22 protein-coding genes are annotated in these 22899 nt (G+C 57.7%); 11 read left to right on the forward strand and 11 right to left on the reverse strand.

Features of this window, described 5'->3' with window-relative positions; all coding sequences use genetic code 11:
- The first annotated feature begins 2 nt into the window (after nt 1-2).
- The gene (locus GC165_00945) at nt 3-479 is read left to right on the forward strand and encodes a hypothetical protein (protein MBI1331425.1); all 477 of its coding nucleotides are present in this window, start codon (nt 3-5) and stop codon (nt 477-479) included.
- A gap of 468 nt (nt 480-947) precedes the next feature.
- On the opposite strand, the gene GC165_00950 is transcribed toward GC165_00945, so the two are convergent.
- On the reverse strand, nt 948-1595 hold the full coding sequence (locus GC165_00950) for a 1-acyl-sn-glycerol-3-phosphate acyltransferase (protein ID MBI1331426.1): 648 nt from the start codon (nt 1593-1595) through the stop codon (nt 948-950).
- Complete coding sequence (locus tag GC165_00955) at nt 1579-2103, reverse strand: phosphoribosylglycinamide formyltransferase (protein ID MBI1331427.1); 525 nt, start codon at nt 2101-2103, stop codon at nt 1579-1581. Before GC165_00955 ends, GC165_00950 begins: the two co-directional genes overlap by 17 nt.
- Before the next feature lie 116 nt (nt 2104-2219).
- On the opposite strand from GC165_00955, the gene GC165_00960 reads away from it, so the two are divergent.
- The 3 genes from GC165_00960 (at nt 2220) to GC165_00970 (ending at nt 4816) form a co-directional block, all read left to right on the forward strand.
- Nucleotides 2220-2975 carry a trehalose utilization protein ThuA gene (locus GC165_00960; protein MBI1331428.1) on the forward strand — a complete coding sequence of 252 codons (756 nt, stop codon included), beginning with the start codon at nt 2220-2222 and terminating at the stop codon, nt 2973-2975.
- 266 nt (nt 2976-3241) lie between these two features.
- Nucleotides 3242-3577: a hypothetical protein gene (locus tag GC165_00965; protein MBI1331429.1), complete on the forward strand. Its 336-nt coding sequence runs from the start codon at nt 3242-3244 to the stop codon at nt 3575-3577.
- A gap of 75 nt (nt 3578-3652) precedes the next feature.
- Nucleotides 3653-4816: an aminotransferase class I/II-fold pyridoxal phosphate-dependent enzyme gene (locus GC165_00970; protein ID MBI1331430.1), complete on the forward strand. Its 1164-nt coding sequence runs from the start codon at nt 3653-3655 to the stop codon at nt 4814-4816.
- A 40-nt stretch (nt 4817-4856) separates the two neighbouring features.
- Here the strand turns inward: GC165_00970 and GC165_00975 are convergent, their stop codons facing one another.
- The 6 genes from GC165_00975 to GC165_01000 all read right to left on the reverse strand — a co-directional run bounded on the left by GC165_00975 (nt 4857) and on the right by GC165_01000 (nt 9344).
- Nucleotides 4857-5129 (reverse strand): hypothetical protein, encoded by a 273-nt coding sequence (locus tag GC165_00975; protein MBI1331431.1) that lies wholly within the window; start codon nt 5127-5129, stop codon nt 4857-4859.
- Between the two features lie 52 nt (nt 5130-5181).
- Complete coding sequence (locus GC165_00980; protein ID MBI1331432.1) at nt 5182-6087, reverse strand: prepilin-type N-terminal cleavage/methylation domain-containing protein; 906 nt, start codon at nt 6085-6087, stop codon at nt 5182-5184.
- Nucleotides 6084-7157, reverse strand: a complete 1074-nt coding sequence (locus GC165_00985) for a LacI family DNA-binding transcriptional regulator (GenBank protein ID MBI1331433.1) — start codon at nt 7155-7157, stop codon at nt 6084-6086. The genes GC165_00980 and GC165_00985 overlap by 4 nt, the downstream gene beginning before the upstream one ends.
- A gap of 255 nt (nt 7158-7412) precedes the next feature.
- A complete protein-coding gene (locus GC165_00990; GenBank protein MBI1331434.1) occupies nt 7413-7784 on the reverse strand; it encodes a helix-turn-helix domain-containing protein in 372 nt (123 codons plus the stop codon).
- Nucleotides 7785-7956: 172 nt separating this feature from the next.
- The gene (locus GC165_00995; protein ID MBI1331435.1) at nt 7957-8619 is read right to left on the reverse strand and encodes a lipolytic protein G-D-S-L family; all 663 of its coding nucleotides are present in this window, start codon (nt 8617-8619) and stop codon (nt 7957-7959) included.
- Nucleotides 8616-9344 (reverse strand): lipolytic protein G-D-S-L family, encoded by a 729-nt coding sequence (locus GC165_01000; protein ID MBI1331436.1) that lies wholly within the window; start codon nt 9342-9344, stop codon nt 8616-8618. The genes GC165_00995 and GC165_01000 overlap by 4 nt, the downstream gene beginning before the upstream one ends.
- 92 nt (nt 9345-9436) lie before the next feature.
- On the opposite strand from GC165_01000, the gene GC165_01005 reads away from it, so the two are divergent.
- On the forward strand, nt 9437-11656 hold the full coding sequence (locus tag GC165_01005; protein MBI1331437.1) for a beta-glucosidase: 2220 nt from the start codon (nt 9437-9439) through the stop codon (nt 11654-11656).
- Nucleotides 11657-11715: 59 nt separating this feature from the next.
- Here GC165_01005 and GC165_01010 read toward each other — a convergent pair whose 3' ends face one another.
- Nucleotides 11716-12228 (reverse strand): GNAT family N-acetyltransferase, encoded by a 513-nt coding sequence (locus GC165_01010; GenBank protein ID MBI1331438.1) that lies wholly within the window; start codon nt 12226-12228, stop codon nt 11716-11718.
- A 98-nt stretch (nt 12229-12326) separates the two neighbouring features.
- Here GC165_01010 and GC165_01015 point away from each other — a divergent pair, with 98 nt between their 5' ends.
- Nucleotides 12327-12764 (forward strand): DUF1905 domain-containing protein, encoded by a 438-nt coding sequence (locus GC165_01015; GenBank protein ID MBI1331439.1) that lies wholly within the window; start codon nt 12327-12329, stop codon nt 12762-12764.
- Here the strand turns inward: GC165_01015 and GC165_01020 are convergent.
- Nucleotides 12761-13462 carry a flavodoxin family protein gene (locus GC165_01020; protein MBI1331440.1) on the reverse strand — a complete coding sequence of 234 codons (702 nt, stop codon included), beginning with the start codon at nt 13460-13462 and terminating at the stop codon, nt 12761-12763. The two genes, GC165_01015 and GC165_01020, sit on opposite strands and share 4 nt — an antisense overlap.
- A gap of 82 nt (nt 13463-13544) precedes the next feature.
- On the opposite strand from GC165_01020, the gene GC165_01025 reads away from it, so the two are divergent.
- Together GC165_01025 and GC165_01030 are read left to right on the forward strand one after the other, a co-directional pair.
- Entirely contained in the window at nt 13545-15365 is a 1821-nt protein-coding gene (locus GC165_01025; protein MBI1331441.1) for a hypothetical protein, read from the forward strand.
- 117 nt (nt 15366-15482) lie between these two features.
- Complete coding sequence (locus GC165_01030) at nt 15483-16739, forward strand: tyrosine-type recombinase/integrase (protein MBI1331442.1); 1257 nt, start codon at nt 15483-15485, stop codon at nt 16737-16739.
- Nucleotides 16740-17189: 450 nt separating this feature from the next.
- On the opposite strand, the gene GC165_01035 is transcribed toward GC165_01030, so the two are convergent.
- The gene (locus GC165_01035; protein ID MBI1331443.1) at nt 17190-17378 is read right to left on the reverse strand and encodes a hypothetical protein; all 189 of its coding nucleotides are present in this window, start codon (nt 17376-17378) and stop codon (nt 17190-17192) included.
- Nucleotides 17379-17693: 315 nt separating this feature from the next.
- Here GC165_01035 and GC165_01040 point away from each other — a divergent pair, with 315 nt between their 5' ends.
- From GC165_01040 to GC165_01050, 3 genes are all read left to right on the forward strand, one after another.
- Complete coding sequence (locus GC165_01040; GenBank protein ID MBI1331444.1) at nt 17694-18245, forward strand: hypothetical protein; 552 nt, start codon at nt 17694-17696, stop codon at nt 18243-18245.
- Nucleotides 18215-18784: a hypothetical protein gene (locus tag GC165_01045; protein ID MBI1331445.1), complete on the forward strand. Its 570-nt coding sequence runs from the start codon at nt 18215-18217 to the stop codon at nt 18782-18784. Before GC165_01040 ends, GC165_01045 begins: the two co-directional genes overlap by 31 nt.
- An 85-nt stretch (nt 18785-18869) precedes the next feature.
- Nucleotides 18870-22853 (forward strand): glycosyltransferase, encoded by a 3984-nt coding sequence (locus GC165_01050; protein MBI1331446.1) that lies wholly within the window; start codon nt 18870-18872, stop codon nt 22851-22853.
- The last annotated feature ends 46 nt before the right edge of the window (nt 22854-22899 follow it).

Below are 22899 nucleotides of genomic sequence, written 5' to 3' on the forward strand. Positions count from 1 at the left end.
CCATGGCGAAATCACCTTTGCACGCCGACGATCACGGCCATCACATCCACCCAGTGGGGATGTACATCAGAACGGGCTCCGCTTTGATGGTCCTCATGGGTCTAACCGTACTAGCGGCGAGAGTCGACTTTGGCGACATCGTCACCGGTGGCCACCATCAGTACGGCTACTACGTGAATAACCTCGTGGCGATCCTCATCGCCGCCATCAAGGCGTTCTTGGTCGTCATGTTCTTCATGCACATCAAGTGGTCTTCCAGCACGGCCAAGGTGTGGGCGCTGACCGGCTTCTTCTTCCTGCCGATCCTCTTCTCCGTCTTCGCGGACTACTTCACGCGAAGCCACGAAGTGGTCAACGGCTGGACCGGCTCGCAGATGGAAACGGCTCTGCCACGAGTCATCGGCGAAAACGACCAAGCCCCGCTTGATCCGAAGTCGTCCAATAACCAGAACCGCAATCCGCGCAGCTCGCTCTGGTAGACGAGTTCTGATAACGAAATCAAAAATCCCCTCGCAACCCGAGGGTTTTTTTTGGGCGACCAAGGTCCCTCTCCAATTTCTCGTTAAGCGAAAATTGGAGGGTCCGCAGTTGGAACTGCCACAAAGGCAGTTTCGGCGTGGAAGGGTGTCGTTCCGATTCCTAGGAACGACGGGAGGGGAAAATCCGCTTTTATGGCTACTCAACGGGGTTCGGCCCGCTGGGAACTGGGAGCGTCTCGCTCACATGAAACTGGGCAAAGCGCAGGATAGAGTTTGAGGATATCAACCCATTTTGGAGTGCTCAAGCCTGCTTGAGCTTTAGAACTGCGAAGCCTGGTTCGCTGACCTGGGAGGGCGGGCATCTTGCCCGCCAATATCCTAATCGGGTTGTGCGACTATGAACAAGCCTAATCGCCACGCTACGCCCATGAGTGGGGAGCGACGAAGAGAGACCGGGGGCACCGACAACTAACCCGCCTTCGGCTCAGGAATCAACCGCCGAAACTCCGACTCCGCCCACGCGACGATCTCTTCCGTCGTCGACTCCTTACTAAACTCCCGAACCTCGCCCCAGTTCGCCGACACCCACGCGAAGGCAGGACGCGGCACCAGCTTCCCGTACGGCAGAATCCGATTCGTATTCCGAAGGCCGCAACAGATCACCGGCACGCCCGCCATCCGAATAATCAGCGCCGCTCCCGGCTTGATCTCCTGCAAAAGGCCATCCTCGCTCAGTTGGCCCTCGGGGAAGATGCCCACCGCCGCACCGCCTTTCGCCAACTCGGCCGCAATGCGAAGCGACGCTCGATCCGGCTCGCCGCGCTTCACCGGAAACGCGCCCCACCACTTCATCATCGGCCCGACCACTTTCATGTCCCACAGCTCGCTCTTACTCATGAACTGAATGCCACGCGGACACGCCGCCTGCAGAACGACCGGATCACAGTCGGCCAAGTGGTTGCACAAGATGATCAGCCCACCCTTGCGCGGCACCCGATTCCAGCCGCGAAAGCGAAGCGGACCCAATAGGGTCAAAAGGGGAAACACGACCAGGTAGCGCAACAGCTCAATGGCCCAATGCCCGCGCGGAACCGGAAGATCAATCTCTTTGGCCATCGATCGCCGCCTTGAGCGCCTTGTAATAGGTCTCGTGCTCCAGGGTCAAAACTCTCGCCGCCAAGGTGTCCGCCGTGTCGTCTGGCAACACCGGGCATCTCGCCTGCATCACCGCCGCCCCCTCGTCGTACTCCTTGGTCACAAGGTGGACCGTACACCCCGACTCCGCTTCACCCGCCGCCAGCACCGCCTCATGAACGTGGTGCCCGTACATTCCCTTCCCGCCAAATTTGGGAAGGAGCGCCGGGTGGATGTTGAGGATTCGCCCCTTCCACCGCTCGACCACCGCCTCGGGTAGGAGGCGCATAAAGCCCGCCAAGCAAATCCAATCCGCTCCGTCCAGCGCCGCTTCCAGGTCGGCGGCAAACGTCTCGCCATAGGGAACCACCGCGGTCGTCAGGCCCGCGTCACGAGCCGCTTCCAACGCCGGAGACTCCGCCTTCGGCGCGATAACGTTCTGGACTTCGAGGTCGGGATCAGGCCCGATATGCCTCGCCAGAGCCAGCATATTGCTCCCCCTCCCCTTGGCGCCGACGATGATGCTGATTTGAGTCACGGATTTCTCTGGACAAGACTACCAGGAAGGGCCCGGATTCATGAAATTAAACCCGGCGCCGCGTCAAAATGAAGCTAATGTCCAACAAGCTTCGGGTTCTTATCTGGGATGAGAATCCCTCCCACCGCTCCTTCGAAATCTACCCCGACAGCCTCCGCGCCGCCATCGCCGCCGGGCTGACCGAGCTCGACAAGGCTGGAGAACTCGAAGTCAGGACCGCCCACTTGGACGAAGAAAACCAAGGCGTCACCCAAGCCGTCCTCGATGCCACCGACGTCCTCATCTGGTGGGGCCACGCCCGCCATGGCGAGGTCAAAGACGAGATCGCCGAGATGGTGAAGAAGCAGGCTCACGAGAAGGGCATGGGCTTCATTTGCCTGCATTCGGGCCACTACAGCAAGACCTTTAAGGCCGTCCTTGGCTGTACCGGCCACCTCAAGGGCGGCTGGCGAGAGTCCAACGACGTCGAAACCATCCAGGTCTGCGCCCCGTGGCACCCGATCTGCGACGGCGTCGAAAGCTTCGTCATCCCCGCCGAAGAGATGTACGGTTCGCCCTTCGATGTCCCGCCGCCCCTTACCAACATCTTCCAGTCGCACTTCTCCATCGGTAACGAAACCTTTCCGAGCGGCATGACCTGGACGGTCGGCGAAGGCATCGACCCGGCATTCACGTCCGGCCCCGGCAACGGCGCAAACCAGGGCTACGGCATCGGCCGCGTGTTCTACTTCCGCCCTGGCCACGAAACGTACCCGACATACCTCCAAGCCGAAGTCCGCAAGGTCATCTACAACGCCGTCCGCTGGGTCGGCAAGTTGTCGTAAACAGGACGCGGAAAGCAGAAAGCAGAGAGCAGAAAACAGTGACCCGTATGCTGGTCAAGTGTCAGCTTGGCCAGACAATCTACAAAAGACGATTTCGAGGACGGAAATTTCTGAATAGGCCAATAGCCATGCTACGCCCCAGCGGGGAGTCGGTGAAGTCCGAAGTATGAGGACTGAACCGGAGGGGAGTAGACGAACGAAGGCCGGACGGCCGATCTAACAAAACCAAAACATCGCGCCGAATCCAACCGTGGTAAGGTACAGGCATGTCTAAAGTCATTCTTCTCTCTCTGTTCGCCATCGCGCTGATCGGGTGCAAATCCGGCGGCGGTGATACCAACACGAATAATTCGACCGTTACCACTCCTCCCCCGACCACTAACAGCGCTTCGACCCAAACCGGAGCCGGGGGCGCAGGCGGAGTAGCGCCCATGACCTCCGGGGCGGCGGGTGGCATGACCCCGATGAGCGGCACCGATTCGGTCCAGGGCTCGAGCGGCGGCAGCGTCGCGATGGGCGCAAAGGGCTTCGCCAAGCGAAAGCTCTCCGAAGCAGGCACAAGCACCGTCGGCCAAATGCCCTCCGATGATTCCGGCCAGTAACCCGATCCGCTAAGATCGTTAGCCCAAAGGCCATTTTGAATCGAGAATTGGCGTCAATCGGCGCATAATTCTTTCATGCATTTTGCGACCAAGGCTTTGCGCGTGGGCCAAGACCCGGATCCGAAGTTTAGGGCTGTCGTACCCCCGATCTACCAGTCCTCCACCTTCGCCTGGGAAGACCTGGACCACATTCCGCCGATCGACTACTCGCGCTGTCAGAACCCCACGCGAGAAATGCTCGAGAAGGTCATCGCCGCCCTCGAGAACGGCTCGTGTTGTACCGTATTCAGCTCCGGAATGGCCGCTGTGGCCGCCACTTTCGCCTTGCTTCAGCAAGGCGATCATCTTTTAGTAGCCAGCGATATCTACGGCGGAACGTTCCGACTGGCGGAGAAGTATCTCCCGCGCCAGGGCGTCTCCTACTCCAGTTTCGACGCCCAAAACCCGGAATCCATCCGTGGCGTCATCCAGGCCACCACCAAGCTCCTCATCTTCGAAGGGCCGACCAACCCGACCATGCGCGTCCCCGACATCAAGAAGGTAGTCGACATTGCGCACGAGTACGGCCTGGTCGTGGTGTTCGACAACACCTTCGCCTCGCCCGCCCTCCAAAACCCGCTGGATCTCGGAGTGGACATCGTTCTCCACTCCACCACCAAGTACATCTCGGGACACTCAGATGTGGTCGGTGGAGCCACCATTACCAACAATCCAGAACTGGCCGATTTCATCTTCGAATGGAACAAGGCGTTCGGCTCCAACCCGTCGCCGTTCGATAACTGGCTCTCCCTTCGTGGCATTCGTTCGCTCTCCTGCCGCATGGAGCGGCACTGCAAGAACGCACTGGCCGTTGCCGAGTTTCTCGATGGTCATACCCGAGTTACCAAGGTCCATTACCCCGGCCTTCCGACTCACCCCGACCACGAGGTCGCCAAGCGACAAATGTCCGATTTCGGCGGCATGGTCTCGGTCGAGTTCGCCACCGTAGAAGAAGCCCGCTGGGTCGCCGAGCACGTCAAAGTCTTCCTCTTGGCCGAATCGCTCGGCGGCGTTGAGAGCCTGGTGGCCTATCCGCCCCTGATGTCCCACGCCACGATGACCGAAGAACAGCGTCTGGAGCGCGGAATTCCGCCCACCATGCTACGGCTCAGTATCGGTATCGAAGACGCCCGCGACCTCATCGAGGACCTTAAGCAGGCCATCGCCACCGCGCCACAGAAGGTCGGCGCTCAGGCATAAAAAAAAGGCTCCGCGGTAGAGCGCGGAGCCGAGATTCGAACTATCGCCGTCGTCCGGCCTGATCCGTGCCACCGCCGCCCTTTGCGGCGTCGGCTGGGTTCGGGGCGGATGGCCCGCCCATGTGGGCGCGCATCTGAGCCTTCTGCTCTTCGGGAATGTTCAGGTTGTCGATCACCTTCTGCCGATTCGTGTCGGCTTGCTTAATCTCATCCTGAGTGGGTTGTCGGTTATCGCCGCCGCTGCAGCCCGCCATCGTCAGAGCGAGGAGGCTGAGGGCGATCAGTCCGCCGAGTAGTTTTCGTGCTTCGATCATAAGGTGAAATCCGGTAAGGGTTGGGAGCCCGGAGGGCGGGCTCCCAAAGGGTTTAGAACGGTTCCTGTGGGTAGTACCATCCGTAGGTCCAGCTGGCCGACGTGATGCCGCCGCGCTGAACGTAGATGTTCTTGAACCACTTCAGGCCGCCCTGCGGAATCGCTTTCGCGTGGCCGTCCGAGAATCCGAACACGCCGACGTTGCCGTAGCGATAGCGCGGGTGTGCAGCGCACTCCCAAGCGCCCGATGTGGACGAGTTACAGTCCGTGTTGTACACCGGCGAGTAAACCGGCGATGACGGTTGCCACGAGGTATCGCCGTCTCGGTAGACCGTGCTGGCGTTGCCCGGGGTGGTCGCGATGGAGTCGATGTACTGGAATTGCCAATCCACGAACCACGGATAGTTCCACTTGTCCGAAGGATTATTGAGGCCCTTCGCTGCGATCAGAATCTTGTCCGCCGGGGCGTCCATTTCGGTCTGCGACATGGAGTTGATGACCTGGCCGTTGCCGTTGAACCACGGCTGACCTCCGTCGTAGTCGTCGGCGCAGATCAGTCGGTTGACGCCGAAGTAGTAGCCGTCCGTGTTGGGGTCGGATACGTTCACGGCTGGACCGGCGATATCCTTAAAGATGCCGTCCTTACCGGTACAGACCTTTTGGTTCTGCGAGTTGGTGGCATTGTCGCCGTTTTTGACGTACGGGAAAACCGAAGTCGTCCAGGTGATGTGGGGGTAGTTGATATCCCCGTCGCCGTATTCGGCCATCGGGAAAACGTCGTCGGAATCGCCGCAATACATGATCAGGCCGAGGTCGGACTGCTTCATATTGCTGAGGGTGGAAGCCTTCTTGGCCGCAAGCTTGGCTTGGGCGAAGACAGGGAACAGGATAGCCGCGAGGATCGCGATGATGGCGATGACGACGAGTAGTTCGATAAGTGTGAATGCTCGTTGTTTCATGGTTGGTGCTCTGCTTTGAGTGGTTTTGCGGTTGAGTCCCGCACGTCGAAGGTGCAGGGGAAGATAAGCGATTGGCTTTGGGGACGATTGCCCCGGATCATGGCGAGAAGGGTCTCGCCTGCGCACTTGGCCATATCGTAGATCGGCTGTCGGACACAGGTGAGACGGGGGGAAGTCGTTTCGCAGTATTGCGTGCTATCGAATCCGATGACGCTGAGTTGGTTGGGGACCGAGACACCGATCTCGGCGGCGCGCTGTAGGAGCGAGCCTGCGAATCGCTCGGTCCAACAGATGATGGCGGTCTCTTCCGGCTGACCGGCCCACCAATCCTTGAAGTTGTAGCCGTGCCAGTCCCATTCCAGGACCGTGCCGCCGTACTCGCCGTTGGTTCGCTTCGCCATCGCTTTGGTAAAGCCCTCCAACCGCGCCATGCAGTCCGGTGTGGCCCGCTCTTCGCCCTCATGGGCGAACAGGATTTTGCGGTGACCCATCTCCCACAGGTGCTCAACGGCCAGGTCCATGCCGCCGTCGTTATCGCAGGAGATGAAGATCGCCTCCGATGGCGTGTCGGGGGCCAACGCGTTCATCGCGACGATCGGGATTGGACTCTCGTGGATGATGCGAATCGCTTCTTCGTCGCGCGTCAGTTTGCACCACACGATGCCCTCGAGCTGTCCGTCGCCTAGCGAGTCCATCACATTGTCGTGGTCGAGTTTGGGCAGAATCGTGAGGCGATACTCGTTGTTGAACAGTGCCGAAGCGACGCCGTCGAAGAGGTGAACGTAGTACAGCGGCCCGCCGGAAATGTTGGTCAAATGCTCGAACAAGAGACCGACCGTATGGGTTCGCCCTGTCAGTAGACTCCTCGCGAGGGCGTTCGGCTTGTAGTTCAATTTCTCCGCGATCTCGCGAATGGCCGCCGCCTTCTGCGGGCTCACACGGACGCCGTTGCCTTTGCCATGAAGGACCTTCGAGACCGCCGTTCGCGACACTCCGGCCGCCTGAGCTACTTCGCGAATCGTCGCTGGCATCGCGCCGCGCCTCCTTCGGAAAAACGAAGGTTGAGGCATGAATGGGTATGGGTTAGGGTGTAGACATGCTTCATCGCAATCCTCTCGACCTCGTAGTCATTGTTGATTGACGGGTCAATCGATTGACCCGTCAATCACTATACATCAAATGTCTCTTTTTGCAAACTGTTTTTGAGAAAACTGGTACTCAGACACAAAATGGCCCGCCTGCAACGGCCAATCGCAGGCGGGCCAGGTTCAAAGGGGGGCTAGCCGCCGCAACAGGTGCAACAGCCGCAGCCACAGTTTCCGCAGTTACAATTTTCGCAACAAGGGGTCATGCTTTTCCTCCCGAGCGCAGCAGATTTCGTGGCTAGAAAAGTATTCGGCGAGCTTTGCTTGGGCGTCGCGATTCACCGAGCAAAACACATTTTTGCCGCGCTTCTCCATCTGAATCAGGCCCGCGTTCCGCAGTTCCTTCAGGTGGAAGCTCAGGGAGGAAGGAATCCGGTCCATCCCCAAAACCCCGCAGCACACTTCGCCGACGGTGGGACCCGCCGGACCAAGAACGTCTTCTCGGTCCTCGATTCCGATTCCACAGCAGCTCTCGCGCAGGAAGCTGTAGATTCGAAAGCGAGTCGGGTCGGCCAACGCCTTCATCATCGGCACGATCGAGTCTGCACTCATGAGCCTATTCTACACCAATAGTTCTATGGTTATAGAATTATTGAATTAATTCCTTTTTGGGAGTGCGCGAACCTGTTCGCGCTTTGGGTAGCGAAGCCTGATTCGCTACAGGAAAACGTGGGAAAGCACCGTGCTTTCTTTGAGCATGGCGACACTGAAGATAGTTCCGCAATTACTCCGGCTTTACATGATTTGGCAACGGAACACCCATCGCCCGCAGCCAACCCGCCGCCATCAGTCCGTCGCCCGCCTCATTGAAATGGACGCCGTCGGTCGTAAGGAGCAATGCTCCCGGACCCGCGACCGCCTGAAATCCGGACAGCACGCGGTGGAATACGGCAAACATGTCGACGAATCCGACGCCAATCTCCGCCGTCACGCGCCGCTGAACCTCGACATACTCGGCCAAACACCGATTTTCGTCGCATGTCAGATCCTCATAGATTCCCGTTGGCGACAAGAACAAGACCCGAATGCCCGCCCCAAGCGCCATTTCGATCATGGCCCGAATCGCTTGTTCATGTGTCTGAATGTCTACGCCGCACCCACTATCGCCTGTTGGCACGCGCTGCGTCCATTCTGCATCGCGGAAGTTGTGCCAAACGTCGTTCAGCCCAGTGTTGATCGTCACCAAATCAGGCTTTCGATCCAGCACATCGGTCTGAAACCGATCCCGCATCTGCGTCGATTTATTCCCGCCGATCCCGGCGTTGATGAGTTCGATTGACCGACCCGACTCCTTCAAAACCCGGTCAATCTTGGTGATGAAGCCGCCCGCCTCGGTGATGCTCGCCCCGAGGAAGACGATCCTACCGACGCCGTCCAGCGGCATCATGGCTTGATGTGGTTGGGGATCGGAACTCCCATCGCCCGCAGGACGCTATTGGCCATCAACGCGTTGCCCTGGTCGTTCATGTGCACGCCGTCCACCGTTAGCAACAGTTGCGACGGACCGGCCTCCTTTTGGTAGGCGGAAAGCACCACCTTAAACTCCTTGTTCAATTCCACAAACGCCACGTGATTCTCCTTTGCCAGCTTTCGCTGGGCGTCCACATACCCGTTCAGCCGCTTGTTCTCGTCGCAGTTGATATCTTCATAAATGACCGTCGGCGATAGAATCATGACCTTGATCCCGGCGTCTTTCGCCTCTGTCACCATCGCCTGAAGCTCCTTCAAGTGGAGGTCCAGCTTCACACCGCGTCCGCTGTCGCCGGTCGGCACCCGGTGCGTCCACGCCGGGTCGCGGAAGTCGTGCCATACGTCGTTCACGCCCACACTGATCGTGACCAAATCGGGATGCTGGTCGATCACGTCCTTCTTGAACCGTGCATGCATGTCCGGTGCCTTTTGCCCGCCGATGCCCACGCCGATCAGCTCGAATGGGTGGTTCGGATAGGCGGTCTTGAGCGTCTGGCCGATGACCGTAATGTATCCCTTGGGCGAAGTTCCCGCCGCCGTGATGCTGTCGCCCATGAACACGATTTTGTGAACATTGGCGAGGTAGGGAGGTAGATTCTGCAAGGCGGTCGAGACTGCAAGGAGCGGGATCAAGGGCAACATGTTTCGATCTTACCGGCTCCCAGCCGCCAAGAGGTAGCATAGCTAAAGGAAGCTCCGATCCGATGCCGGCTTGAGCTCCAAGGCCCCCAACGATGATGGTCCTCCTGCCTTTGCTGTCTCTGGCCACTCTGTCCGCCAAAGCCGACTTCGATACCAAAGCGATCGACCAGAAGGTCTCCGCTCTCCTCCGCCAAATGACTCTCCGAGAGAAGATCGGGCAGTTGGTCCAGTTCTCCAATGGTCAAGCGACCGGCCCCGACAACGTCCACGTCGACCAAAAGCAGTTGATCGCCCAGGGCGGCATGGGCTCCATCCTTAACGCCATCGGCGCAAAGAACACCAATAGTCTCCAGCAGATCGCGGTCGAAAAGTCTCGCCTCAAAGTACCGCTTTTGTTTGGATTGGACGTCATCCACGGCTACAAGACCATCTTCCCGGTACCGCTTGGGATGTCAGCGTCTTGGGACACCGACCTCGTTCAGCGATCCGCTCGCGTTGCCGCTGTCGAAGCTACGTCCGAGGGCATCCGCTGGACCTTTTCACCCATGGTCGATATCGCCCGCGACTGCCGATGGGGCCGCATCATGGAAGGCGCTGGAGAGGACCCGCATCTAGGCTCCGACATCGCCGCCGCCTACATCCGCGGATACCAGGGCAAAAGCCTTTCCGACCCGACCTCGATGGTGGCCTGCGCCAAACACTATGTGGCGTACGGCGGGGTCGAAGCTGGGCGTGAGTACAATGCCGTGGACATCTCCGAGCGAGTCCTTCGCGACGTGTATCTACCGCCGTTTCAATCCGCTGTCGATGCTGGTTCAGGCACGCTGATGAGCGCTTTCAATACGATTCAGGGCGTCCCCGCGTCAGCCGACCACCACACCCTCACCGACATTCTGCGCGGCGAATGGAAGTTCAAAGGCTTTGTGGTTAGTGACTGGGGCTCGGTCGGCGAACTCATCGAGCACGGCATCGCTCTCGACAACGCCGAGGCCGCCTACAAGGGCCTTACCGCTGGAGTGGACATGGATATGTCGTCCAACGCCTACGCCTCAGAACTGGAAAAACTGGTCAAAAATGGGAAGCTCAAAGCCAGCGTCATCGACCAAGCTGCCACCCGAATCCTGCGAATCAAATTCGCCCTCGGTCTTATGGATCATCCGCTTACCGACGAGGGTCGCGCCGCCAAAACGCTCCTGGCTCCTGAGCACCTGGTCGTCGCCCGTGAAGCCGCTGAGAAATCCTTCGTTCTCCTGAAGAATCAGTCGGTCTTGCCGCTCCAGTCGGGCCAAAAGGTCGCACTTATCGGCCCTCTCGCCGACAGCCAAAGCGACATGCTGGGCGAATGGGCCTGCCAGGGCAAACCGGAGGACGTCGTCACCCTCCGAACCTCGATGGCCGAGCGCCTCGGCGACGACCTGTTCTATGCCAAGGGGGCCGACATCCAGTCTCAATCCGAAGACGGCTTCACCGCCGCCATCGCCGCCGCCCGCAAGGCCGATGTCGTGGTCATGGCCCTCGGCGAAAGCCGCTTCATGTCTGGCGAATCTTTCTCACGCACGAAGATCGACCTGCCCGGCAACCAGCAAGACCTCCTGAGGATCATCCTCGCGACCGGCAAGCCGGTCGTGCTCGTCGTCTTTAGTGGTCGCCCGCTGGCGCTCCCGTGGGAGGCCGAGCATGTTAACGCCATGCTCGAAGCCTGGTTCCCTGGAGTCCAGGCTGGTCCCGCCCTCACTCGAACGCTGTTCGGCGACGTCGCCCCCTATGGTCGCTTGACCGCCTCCTTCCCCCGCTCGGTCGGCCAACTTCCGCTCTACTACAACGCCCTCACCACTGGCCGCCCAGGTAAAACCGACGCCCCCAACCAACGCTTCCTCTCCACCTACCTCGATGAGCGAACCTCCCCTCTCTTCCCCTTCGGCTACGGCCTCACGTACACAAAATTCACCTACTCGGAACCCACGATTCTAACCAAAACCGCAAAGGCATCCGCTCTGAATAAAGGCCAAGCTACGATCGAAGTCGAGGCGACGGTAACGAACGCAGGTGACCGCGCCGGAAGCGATGTCGCACAGGTATATATTCAGGAGCGCGGGACCAGCGTCGCGCGCCCCATCCGCGAATTGAAAGGCTACCAGCGTGTCCAACTCGCCCCCGGCGAATCGAAGAAGGTCAAGTTCACGCTGACCGGCAAGGACCTAGCCTTCTGGAACCTGGACATGAAGCATGTCGCCGAGCCGTGCGAACTGCGAGTCTGGGTCTCGCCCAACTCCCGCGCCGGAGCACCCGCGACAATGCGAATCGAACCTTAGAAAATAAGTCTCCCTCGCTGGCCGAGGGAGCGGTGAACGAAGTGAACCGGAGGGAGTGGCTAAGCTAACGGCTTCGCCATGATCACGCTTCGATAGTTCGTCGAAGTCCAATCCGCCTCGTCGACAATCTCAAAGCCCCATCGCCGGTACATTGCAATCAGGTCCAGAGCCGGCTCAGCCGTGTCCAAGGCCAAATACGACTTTCCGAGCAAGCGCGCATGGTTCTCGACCATCTGGTACAGCATCCGTCCGATACCGTGCCCCTGAAACTCTGGCTCCACCGCAAACTGCCCAAAATACGCCACATCGTCGCGCTGGTAATACGAGTGGTACGCGTTCGGCCGTCCCGGATAAAGCGAAATGCACCCCACGATCCGCCCATCGATGACCGCGAGAAAAGATGTACCCCCGATCAGCCGGTCCTGTGTGTGCCGCGGAGATTGGTGGCTGGCATTATAGTGCAGACCTTGATCGGCCAGTCTTCCGTAGGCTCGATGAAGCATCGCCGTGATGTCTTCGACAGAATCGCTAGGCGTCCAACGGCGAACTTCGGCGACAATCATGGATACCATCTATTATGGAGGAAATATTTACCTGCTTCAGTTTAACGATTAGAAGTTTTTTGCTAGTCGCGTCACATTTAACGCTAAATCGGGTATTAATTGTGCATATGCCCACCTTCAATACCACCCTTGCCGGAACCGCCGATGGTCCAACCGGGATCGTCGTCCCGCCGGAAATCATCGACGCTTTGGGGCAGGGCAAGAAGCCGGCCGTGGCGCTGACCGTCAACGGTTACGCCTACCGAACCACCGTCGGCGTCATGGGTGGCACCTTCATGATTCCCTTCAGCTCGGAGCATCGCGCCAAGTCCGGCCTCAAGGCGGGCGACGCCATCGAGGTCGTGATCGAGTTCGACGATAAGCCGCGCGAGGTGGAAGTTCCCGACAGTCTCGCCGACGCCCTCGCCGCCAACGGCCTGCGCGAAAAGTTCGACAAACTCGCCCCCTCAAAGCGCAAGGAATTTGTGCGTCAGGTCAACGACGCCAAAGCCGAGGACACTCGCCAGCGCCGCATCGACAAGATCGTCGCCGATCTCCAGGGCTAAGACTTTCGCACGAACCGCTCGTCGTACGCCTCCAACGGCAGGTAAGCGATCGGCTCGGTCTGGTCGAGCGAAGTTAGCCGTTCGCCGTACTCGCGGAAGTACGCCTCACGTGCCTCATCGCCCACCCGCGACGGTCCCCACGCCACGAACGGCGGCAATACATCGAATCCCACAAAGTACAAGATTCCGTGGTGGATGGGATAGAGAATCTGCTCGATAGAACCATTCAGGCCGTTCTCGGAGAACATCGGCTCGTGCCCGCCAGTGGTGAGCGAGAGCATCGCTCGCTTGCCGCGAAACACGCCGCGGCTGTACCATTTGCCCCCGCCGTACGCGTGCCCACAGGCGAAAACGCGGTCCACCCAGCCCTTCAGAATCGCAGGCAAGGAGAACCACCAAAGCGGAAACTGGAAGATTAAAACGTCGCACCATTCCAGCTTGTCCCACTCCTGGCGGATGTCGTCAGCAAAGCCGTCGTTGCGGCTGGCAAATATCTCCTCATCCTGCAGGTCAAGCCGGTCGCCATTCACCACCGTCCTGAAGTTTTCGCGACCTGAGACTGGATTCCATCCCATTGCGTACAAGTCCGAGACTTGAACGTCATGGCCGGCAGCCGACAAAACCTCAACGGCGTGGCGGGTCAGGGCCGAGTTGAAGCTGGTGGCCTCGGGGTGAGCATGAACGATCAGCACTTTCATGAGAGATATGCTTCTTCTCTACGTCCACTTTGGTGAACATATCTGCGTACCGCTCCTGGACCACCGGTAGACTGGCGCAACGATGATTGCATGGATCGGCCTGCTGGCGATCGCCTCCCCAGACCTGCCCCTGTTCCAGGCTAAAACCTATGCGGGCTGGGAGGTCACCGGCACCGCATTCCGGCTCGGCCCCGTCATCGATCCCGCCCTCAAACGCAGGCTGGAGATCCAGAATTCCGGCGAGGATTCCGTCATCAGTAGTGAGATTGAAGATGACGGCCCCATCGGCACCCTTACTTCCCCCGAGTTCGTCATCCAGCGCCGAAGTGTCTCGTTCCGCATCGGCGGCGGAGACTATGCCGGACAAACATGCGTTGACCTCTTGGTCGGTGGCAAAGTCGTCCGCTCCGCGACTGGACACCGAAGCGACTACCTCATGACCACGGTCTGGGACGTCTCCAAACTCAAAGGCAAGAAGGCCCAAATTCGCATCGTCGATCTCCATCGCGGAGACTGGGGCCACGTCAATGTCTCCCATATCGTCCAAACCGACCGACCCGAAAAGCCAATGGCCACCACGCCGCTCTACCACGAAACCCTGCGCCCGCAGTTCCACTTCACCGCCCGCTACTGGAACGACTTTCGCCTGAATCCGGTCGAGCACCAAGAAGGCTGGATCAACGACCTCAACGGCCTCATCTACTACGACGGCGAATACCATATGTTCGCTCAGCGCTGGGCTACGTGCTGGCTCCATGCCGTCAGCAAGGACCTCGTCCATTGGACCGAACTTCAGCCCGCTTTCTGGGAGGAGAGCCTGGGAAGCGGCGTGCAGTCCGGCACCATCGTCGTCGACTATCACAACACTTCCGGCCTATCGCCTGACCCAAAGACCCCACCGATGGTGGCCTTCTGGTCCCGCTTCGATAACCGTAGCCAATGCCTTTGCTACAGTCTCGACCACGGCCGCACATGGACCCGCTACGCCAAGAACCCGTTCATGGAGCGGCCCGAGCGCGACCCCAAGGTGTTTTGGTATGAACCCGGCAAGCATTGGGTCATGATCATGTACGGGGAGGGAGCATATCATGTCCTCACTTCGCCCAATCTGCTGGATTGGACCGACGCCCACCATCCCATTCCCGACAGCTTCGAATGCCCCGATTTCTTCGAGCTTCCCATTGACGGCGACGCCAGTCGAAAGAAATGGGTGCTGATCCAGGGGAGCGGCAAATATTCGGTCGGCACGTTCGACGGCTTCCAATTCAAGGAAGAAACGCCCCGCCTCGCCTGCGACATTGGCCCGAACTTCTACGCCACCCAGTCGTGGGCCAACACCGAAACCGGCGACGGACGCCGCATCCAAGCCGCTTGGATGCGCGGGTCCAAGTTCCCCAACATGCCCTTCAGCCAGCAGGTATCCTTCCCATGCCAATTGACCCTGCATTCCACCACCGACGGTCTACGCGTCCATCGCGAGCCGATCGCTGAAATTGCCAAACTCCACGATGGCCACCACGATTGGAAGAACGTCGACCTGCAATCCGGTAAGAGCCTATCTCTGACGAAGGACGGCGAACTCTTCCACCTCGTCGCCCAGGTCGAAATCGCCGACGGGGCCAAGCTGAACTTGAATATCCGTGGCAACAAGGTGACGTTGACCAAGAACGAGCTGGAGTCCGGCGACGCCAAAGGCACAACCACCAGCGCCGTCCATAGAGTCGAAATCCTGATCGATCGCGGCTCGATCGAAACGTTCGTCAACCACGGTGAACTCTCCTCGACCCGATTCGCTCTGCCCGAAGGCGAGGGCATCGACCTCTCCGCCGAAGGTGGCGATGTGAAAATCCTGTCGCTGACGCTCTACCACCTTAAATCCATCTGGCCCAAGAGCCCTCTATAATAAATCGGGAGTGAATGAGTGCTGGTGTGCTCCGCGGTCTTCAAAACCTTTATTGTTGAACCTAAAACGGCTAAAGGTTGGGAATTCAGACGGGAAAATGTAGTACAATGTCTACATATGCAACGCAGTTTGTCACGGTCAGAAGCCAGGCGACTCGAGTCAGAAAAGTACATCCGCCTTGGCAAAGACGGAAAGTTTCATGTTGAGATAGACAAGAAGACACCTGGTGGTGAAGACTTCCGCAAGGCATCCAAGTATGTGACGTTGGACAAAGCTGTTGCGGCCCGAGACGAGTGGTTAAAGTTGTGGGCTGACGATCAATCGGCCAAAGTCGTAACCCTCGACCAGTGGGCCGAAGAATGTTTTGAGGAAATCATGCCCATTCCGCACACGCGCAAGAAGGCGCTGAAGCCAAATACCATCAACGGATATCGCTTGCTGTACAACATGCACGTTAGCCCGGTTATCGGCAGGATGGAGCTACGCAAGGTGAAGACCTCTCACATGATTGAAATCATCCATCATCGGATGACTTGCCGGGATAGTGACACGCAGGCGAATGTCAGAACGGTGGTCTCAAAGCTCTATACCCTTGCCCAAGCCTTTGAAAAGGTTCCCTTGGGCTACAACCCGGTAAAGCTGGTGACGGTGCCGCGAACAGGTATCAAGCACGACGAGGAAGGATTTGAAATCCGGTCTGTTCGAAATCTGACGGAGTCCGAACAGGAACAGCTCTTGTCTGCCAGTGCCTTACATGCGTGGCGCTTTTCTCCCTCGGATGAGATATTCACCGGTGAGGATGGTCGTCCCTGGCTGTATTTGGCAAATCTCATGGGGCTTCGAATGGGATTGCGCAGGGGCGAGATTTTGGGCTTCAACCTGCGCCACGTCGATTGGAACCGCCGCCTGTACGATGTTCGGTGGCAGGTGAACAGGATCTACAAGCCCGACAAAGGCGACTTCGTGCAAGCTTCAGACTCCTTGAAGAAGGAGGGTAGCTACCGGAAGATGCCAATCCCGCCGAGCGTATTTGATGAATTGGTGAGGATCAGGGAACGCAAACCAGATACGGTTTTTGTTTTTGATTGTCCAGACGGCAAGCACCGCAACCCGGAGGATTTGAATTCGGCATTCAAGATTGCGGCCCGGGAAGCGGGTCTCTTGGATTGCCGAGATGATCGAGGCGGACCGCTGAAGAATCCCACACCGCACGACATGCGTCACACTTTCGGTTATATGCATGCAAACGTGTACCACACGCCCCACACTGCCCTTCAGAAACTCATGGGCCACAAGAATATCCAAACTACGCTCAGTTATTACGCTGTCGCCAGCGTTGACGACGTGATTGCGGCCATGGCGCGCGTGGCATAGTAGGAATGAGACTATTAAGATTAAGTTAAGACGCGATCATAAACGTGTCATTGCCCGGATATCAGCCATATTTATTAATACAGTTGAATACCAGTTGAGGGCCTGGCATTTAGTGCTTGGCTCTTTTTGTTTGGTGCTCGGCTGAAAATAGAAGAACTATGGCAAAAGCTATAATAATCCAAGCAGCACGCGCAGGAAGCGTAGGTATCGTCACCGCCGGAACTGGGGCATCCGTTCCGGCTATCGTCATTGTCGGGGGCGCGGCCCTCGCTATTTATGGTCTATATAACCTTTGTAGAAATTTAACCCGTCAAAATTAGGCAAAATGATAGTGCTAGAAGGACATCAGTTTCCCATTGCGCTATTTGATATGAAATTACACTGACCAAATAGACTTGGTTCCTGTCTTTGAAGAAGGAACCAAGTTCTTGCTCCTTTGATTTGTGAGTCCTAATGCCGTCGTTTCCTTCGAACCGGGCTTCTCATCGTGCCCGACATTTCAATCATCGCCATGTAGCGTTCAAGCTCTTTGCGCTTGATAAGCGTTCGCTTACCATGCTTGAAATGTCCAATCTCGACCGGACCGCCACGCTGCCCCAGCAACGTCTTCACATGCGAGACTGAGGATCGCAAAAGCATCGCGACCTCAGCGATGGTCAGCCATTCGAACCTGCTAGGGAGGAACGCTATGCTCTTCTTCCAGTGCTTCCACTTCTGGGCTCTGGCATTGCGTCGAATGCGCAGAAAGCGAATGCGTAAGAGTCGTTGATTTGTTCTGTTTGTCGGGATCGGGGTTGTTATCGGCCCGATCGCTGTTTGTCAGTCAATGTTGCATGAGCAAGGCACCATGCCTTTTTAAGTTGTAGCCTTGGCTACAACTCGCATTATACACCGATTATCATAGGTTTGAAATTTCTTTGAACTCGTATATTGGAAGACACTTACAATAACATCATGGTCACCAATCAAATGAAGAGCGCCATTCCAGAGTTTCAGATCGGCGGTGTTATTGACGACGAACGGGTGTATGGTCGTGACCCAAGCAATCCATACTACGACCTTCTGTATTGGACGGCCAAAGAGTTCCAGCCGAGGCTCATCGTAGAACTTGGAACCTGCACGGGCGGAAGCACCTCGCATCTGGCTGCCGGAACCAAGGGCAAGGTGGTCTCCATCGATATCGACCAGCGGGACGAAACGCGGCGCAAGCTTGAAGCCTTCGATAACATCGAGCTCATCGAGGGCGACACGAGGGATGCCGTTCTTGCTTCGGAAATCTCAAATCGCGGCCCAATCGATCTACTCTTCATCGATACCGACCACACGGCAGAGCAGGTAAGAGAGGAGATGGCGCTCTATGGCCCGCTCGTTCGCAACGGTGGTCTCATTCTTTTCGACGACATCCGCATGCACCCTTGCATGTCGAAATGGTGGGACGAACTGAGCGAAGATAAGCTCGAAATGCCCGAACTCCACTGGACGAGCTTCGGCGTGGTGTTTCGGTGAAGTTCCCCGAGTGCTTCGAAAAAGCTCACTACCAAACATCCTTTTGCGGCGTCGAAGCTTCCCAAGCGTGGAACGATCTGGCGCTTTGGGAGGAATTCCTAAATCGAACCCAACCGAAATCAGTGGTCGAGTTAGGAACTTTCAAGGGCGGAATGGCCATGTACCTGACCCTCCGGGGTCTCGTCCGAGACTTTCAGTTCGTCACCATCGACTCAGCGAACCATGGTGCACCAACCCGGAAGCTTGCGGAACTCGGCGCGGAAGTGCTGCAGATGGACCTCTTCTCAGCGAGTGGCGAAGAGCAGATGAAGGAGCTTCTCAGCAGCTTGCCGAAGCCTTGCATTCTTTTCTGCGACAACGGCAACAAACCGGAGGAGTGGAAACGCTATGTTCCTATGCTGACGGCAGGCGACTACGCCGCCGTCCACAACTGGGGAACGGAGTTCCGCGAAGAGAATCTCGTCCCGCCAGCAAGGCCCTATATACAGAGCGAATGTGAAGCCGTAGAAAGCATGACCAGGTTCTTTGAAGTTTTCTAATTAAGCTTTTGGTTAGTCTTAGATAAAACGACGGCTAAAACGTACTCCACTTGGCATATCCTATTATTTTTGGTGGTGGAGATAGTTGAAGAAATCTAAGCGCTGCGTCGTTCTCTGTGCCCATGACGACTATTGGTTCGTTCGCCGGAGCATCGAGGCGGCAAAGCCTTTCGGTCCGGTTCTGGCCTTCGTTTCGCGCAAAGCCTGGAGCGGAGAGCCCGGCTGCTTTGAAAGGGTTGTGGAAGAAGCCGAAGCCGCCGGAGCGGAAGTCATCCTGGGAGATTGGGATAACGAGACGGAGCATCGCCGCACGGCGCTTGCCGCCGCACTTGAGCGAGGCTACGCATACGCGCTCATACCGGACGGCGACGAGGTCGTCGAACCAATGCTTCTGGACAGCCTCATCAAGATCGCGGATGCCGGTCTTGCCGAGCGGGTCCACGCTCACATGGACACCTACTGGAAGTCGGCGCGCTACGTCATCCGTCCTCGTGAGCAACTAACACCCGCCATCGTCCTTAAACTGGACGCCGTCCAGCACGTCTACATCCGTGACTTTCAGGGTGGACGCGCCATCGTCCTTGGACCTGAACACGGCGTCATCCACCATCTCAGCTACGCCGGTCCCGACGAGCGGATTCTCAGGAAGATCACGACATGGAGCCACAAGCATGAACTCGTCCGGGATTGGTATCGAAACGTTTGGCACGGCTGGGACAGCGACAAGCTCCTGAACAATCTGCACCCAACCCATCCCCAGGCGTACGGCTTTACCGAGCGTGTCGAGATTCCCGAAATCCTTCAAGGCGTTTGGGACGAGCGTCCGGTCGCAGAGCCAAATCCAGAGAGACCCGAAAACTGGCCGAAGCTTTCCATCGTCATTCCCTTGCACGGCGGTGAGGACGACATCCGCCTCTGCCTGCAGAGCCTAGAAAAGTGCGCGGACCTCATTCATGAGACCATCGTCGTCGATGATCTCTCTCCCGATAACGCCGCAAGCGTAGCTGAGGAGTTCAACGTCATCCTCGTCAAGAACGAAACCAATCTCGGTTTTGGCCTCACCTGCAATAAAGGAGTGGAGGCTTCCACCGGAGACGTCATCCTCTTTCTCAACTCGGATACCGTCGTTCCGAGAACCGGCCTTGTGAAGCTCACCCTCGGCCTGATGGAAAGCGGCTCCATCGGAGCCGCGGGACCGATGTCGAACAACGTCGGCTACCACCAGCGCATCGCCCCGACCTACACCACCCTCGGCACTCTGGATCTGTTCGCGGCAGACCTGGCGCAGTCTGGAGCCGGGAGCCGCGATGTGGAAATCCTCGTCGGCTTCGCGCTTGCAGTGCGAAAGTCCGTGCTCAATGAAGTCGGACTCTTCGACGATCGGTTTGGAGCCGGCCTCTTTGAAGACACCGACCTCTGCTACCGCATGCTCAGAGCCGGTTATCGCCTACGCATGGTCGGAACCGCCTACGTCCACCACTGGGGCTCCAGAACCCTCACCAGAGTCATTCCCGACATCTCGAAACTGCTGGAAGGAAACGGCAAACTCTACCGCGATAAATGGAAGCTGGACATCGAAACCGGCTTCGCCTCATATCTTCCCGGTTTTGCCCTTAATCCCGAAGTCGTGCGTTTCAATGAGGACAGAAGGCCAGACAGGGTCCGAAAGAATCTTGAGAAGCTTAAGAGTGAAGCAAAGATTTCGCTTTGCATGATCGTGAAGAACGAAGAGCGCGTTCTTGCCCAGTGCCTTGAGAGCGCCATGCCCTATTTCTTCGAGGTCATCGTCGTGGACACCGGCTCGACAGATAGGACCAAGGAGATAGCCAGAGAGTTCGGGGTGAAGCTCATCGAATCCTCGTGGCCGGATTCGTTCGCCGAGGCGCGCAACGAGTCCCTTAGCCACGCCACCGGCGACTGGATATTCTGGCTGGACGCCGACGATGTGCTTCCGCTCGCCTCGGGTGAGGCCGTCGTGCATGCCGCCCTGAATGCGGCGCCGGACATCACAGGCTTTGTTGTGCCTGTCCAGTTCGTCGAAGAAGGACCGAACGCCGGGACTAAGGTGGATCACGTTAAGCTCATCCGCAACTTCCCGGGCATCCGCTTCGAAGGTCGCATCCACGAGCAGATTCTTTCCTCCATCCGCCAGCACGGCGGCGAGATTGTGAGGCTGAACGCGGTCGTGCTTCACGCCGGATACGATACGTCTGCCAAGGGACAGGCAAACAAACGGGTGAGGGATTGGCATCTGCTGAACCTCGACCTGCAGGACCGCCCCGAGCATCCATTCGTTTGGTTCAACATCGGGATGACCCATCACTACACCGGAGGGCACAACGAAGCGGTTGAAGCCCTTCGAAACAGCATTCGCTTTTCCGGCGAGCAGGACTCGCACCTGCGCAAGGCGTATTCGCTGATGGGCGTGTCTTTGCGCGAGCTCAAACGGTACGAAGACGCCGAGCAGGCTTTTCGAGAGGGACTGGCCAAAGTCGGCGAGGACCCCGAACTCGTGTTCCAACTCGCGATGACCGCAACCGCGCAAGGAAAGCTCCTCGAAGCGAAGAATCTCTACGAGAACATGCCTCAGGACACCGGCGGCTACTTCAGCAGCATGGATATCGGCATTTTGAGTTTCAAGCGGCTCCACAACCTAGGTGGCATCAAGATGGCGCTTGGAGACTATGTCGCCGCCCGAAGGGACTGGATGGAGGCGTTTAATCTCAATCCCCATTTAGCCTTGAGCCTTATCGCCCTGGCTGACGCGGCGCTGGAGATGGGCGACTACAATACCGCACGGCAAAGTCTGGAGGATATCGCCCGCATCGAGGGACACCAGATAGACTGGGCCGAGCGCAGAGCCAAACTCGCAGACCTGACCCAAGAGCCTGGAGGGAGCATCGGCGCGATGAACCACTACCTTCAGGCGCGCCCTGACGACATTGGTCCCAGGCTCATGGTCGCAAGGCATCTGCTCGCGAGTGGACACGTCGATGCAGCGCTGCCGCATCTACAGATTCTGGAGCGAAAAGGCGTGGCCGAAGCCGCGTTCATGCTGGGAGTTCACTCGCTCCAAAGAGGAGACGTAACCAGCGCGATCCGGTGGATGGAAAGAGCGGTCGAGCTGAATCCAGACCATGCCCAAAGCGTGGAGCAGCTTGAGAAGCTGAGGCTCCTCGTTTCCGAAGCCCCTGCCTCGATCCTCTGCGAAGATGAACAGAAAGCCCTGCTCATCGGTCCGGATGCGGGAACGCTTGCAAAGCCAAGCATGAGGCATTCCATCGTCATCGTAACCTATAATTCGGCCGAGTGGATTAAGCCCTGCCTCGGCTCCATACTTCCCACCTTGAGCCCGAACGATGAAGTCATTATCGTCGACAACGGCTCTGGCGACGATACAGTGTCTGTAACGGAATCCTTGGCCTTGCCAAACGTCAACGTGATCTCAAATCCTGAGAACATCGGCTACGCCCGGGCCGCCAACATCGGCATTCGGAACAGCAGGGGCGAATACGTGACGCTCCTGAATCCTGACACCGAAGTCAGCCCCGGCTGGCTGGAAGGCTTAGCGTCAAGACTGAAAGATGGCATCGGCGCGGTAGGGCCGGTTTCCGACAACATCGGTGGAGCGCAGTTCGTTGGGCACTACATCGAGCCTGGCATCGCCATCTCCGAACTTCCGAAGGTCGTAAGGCAAGGGTATGACGGTCGGTCCGTGGACACAAGGCTTTTAATGGGAATGTGCCTGATGGTCTCGCGACGGGTCTTCAACGAGGTGGGACTCTTGGATGAAAATCTCTTCCTCGGAGCCGACGATCTCGACTTGTCTTGGAGGCTGAAGTGCCTTGGCTACGATCTGCTGGTCGCGCTCGATGTCTTTGTGCACCATGCTGGGCAAAAGAGTTTTGAAACAAGGGAAAGGTCTGAGGTATCGGACTTTGTCGCCCAGAGCGATGCAAACCTCATTACGAAGCTCACTAGATTCTATGGTCCAAACTTGCCTAATTCCCATGTCCTCTGGGAATGCGACATCTTCGATGAGGCATTGCAAAGGTTTAGTCTTAAGTAATCTGGACTTTTAGGTAGAGATATAGGTTTTGAGAAAAAAGTGATAC

Source organism: Armatimonadota bacterium, assembly GCA_016125185.1.
Lineage (GTDB): Bacteria > Armatimonadota > Fimbriimonadia > Fimbriimonadales > Fimbriimonadaceae > Fimbriimonas.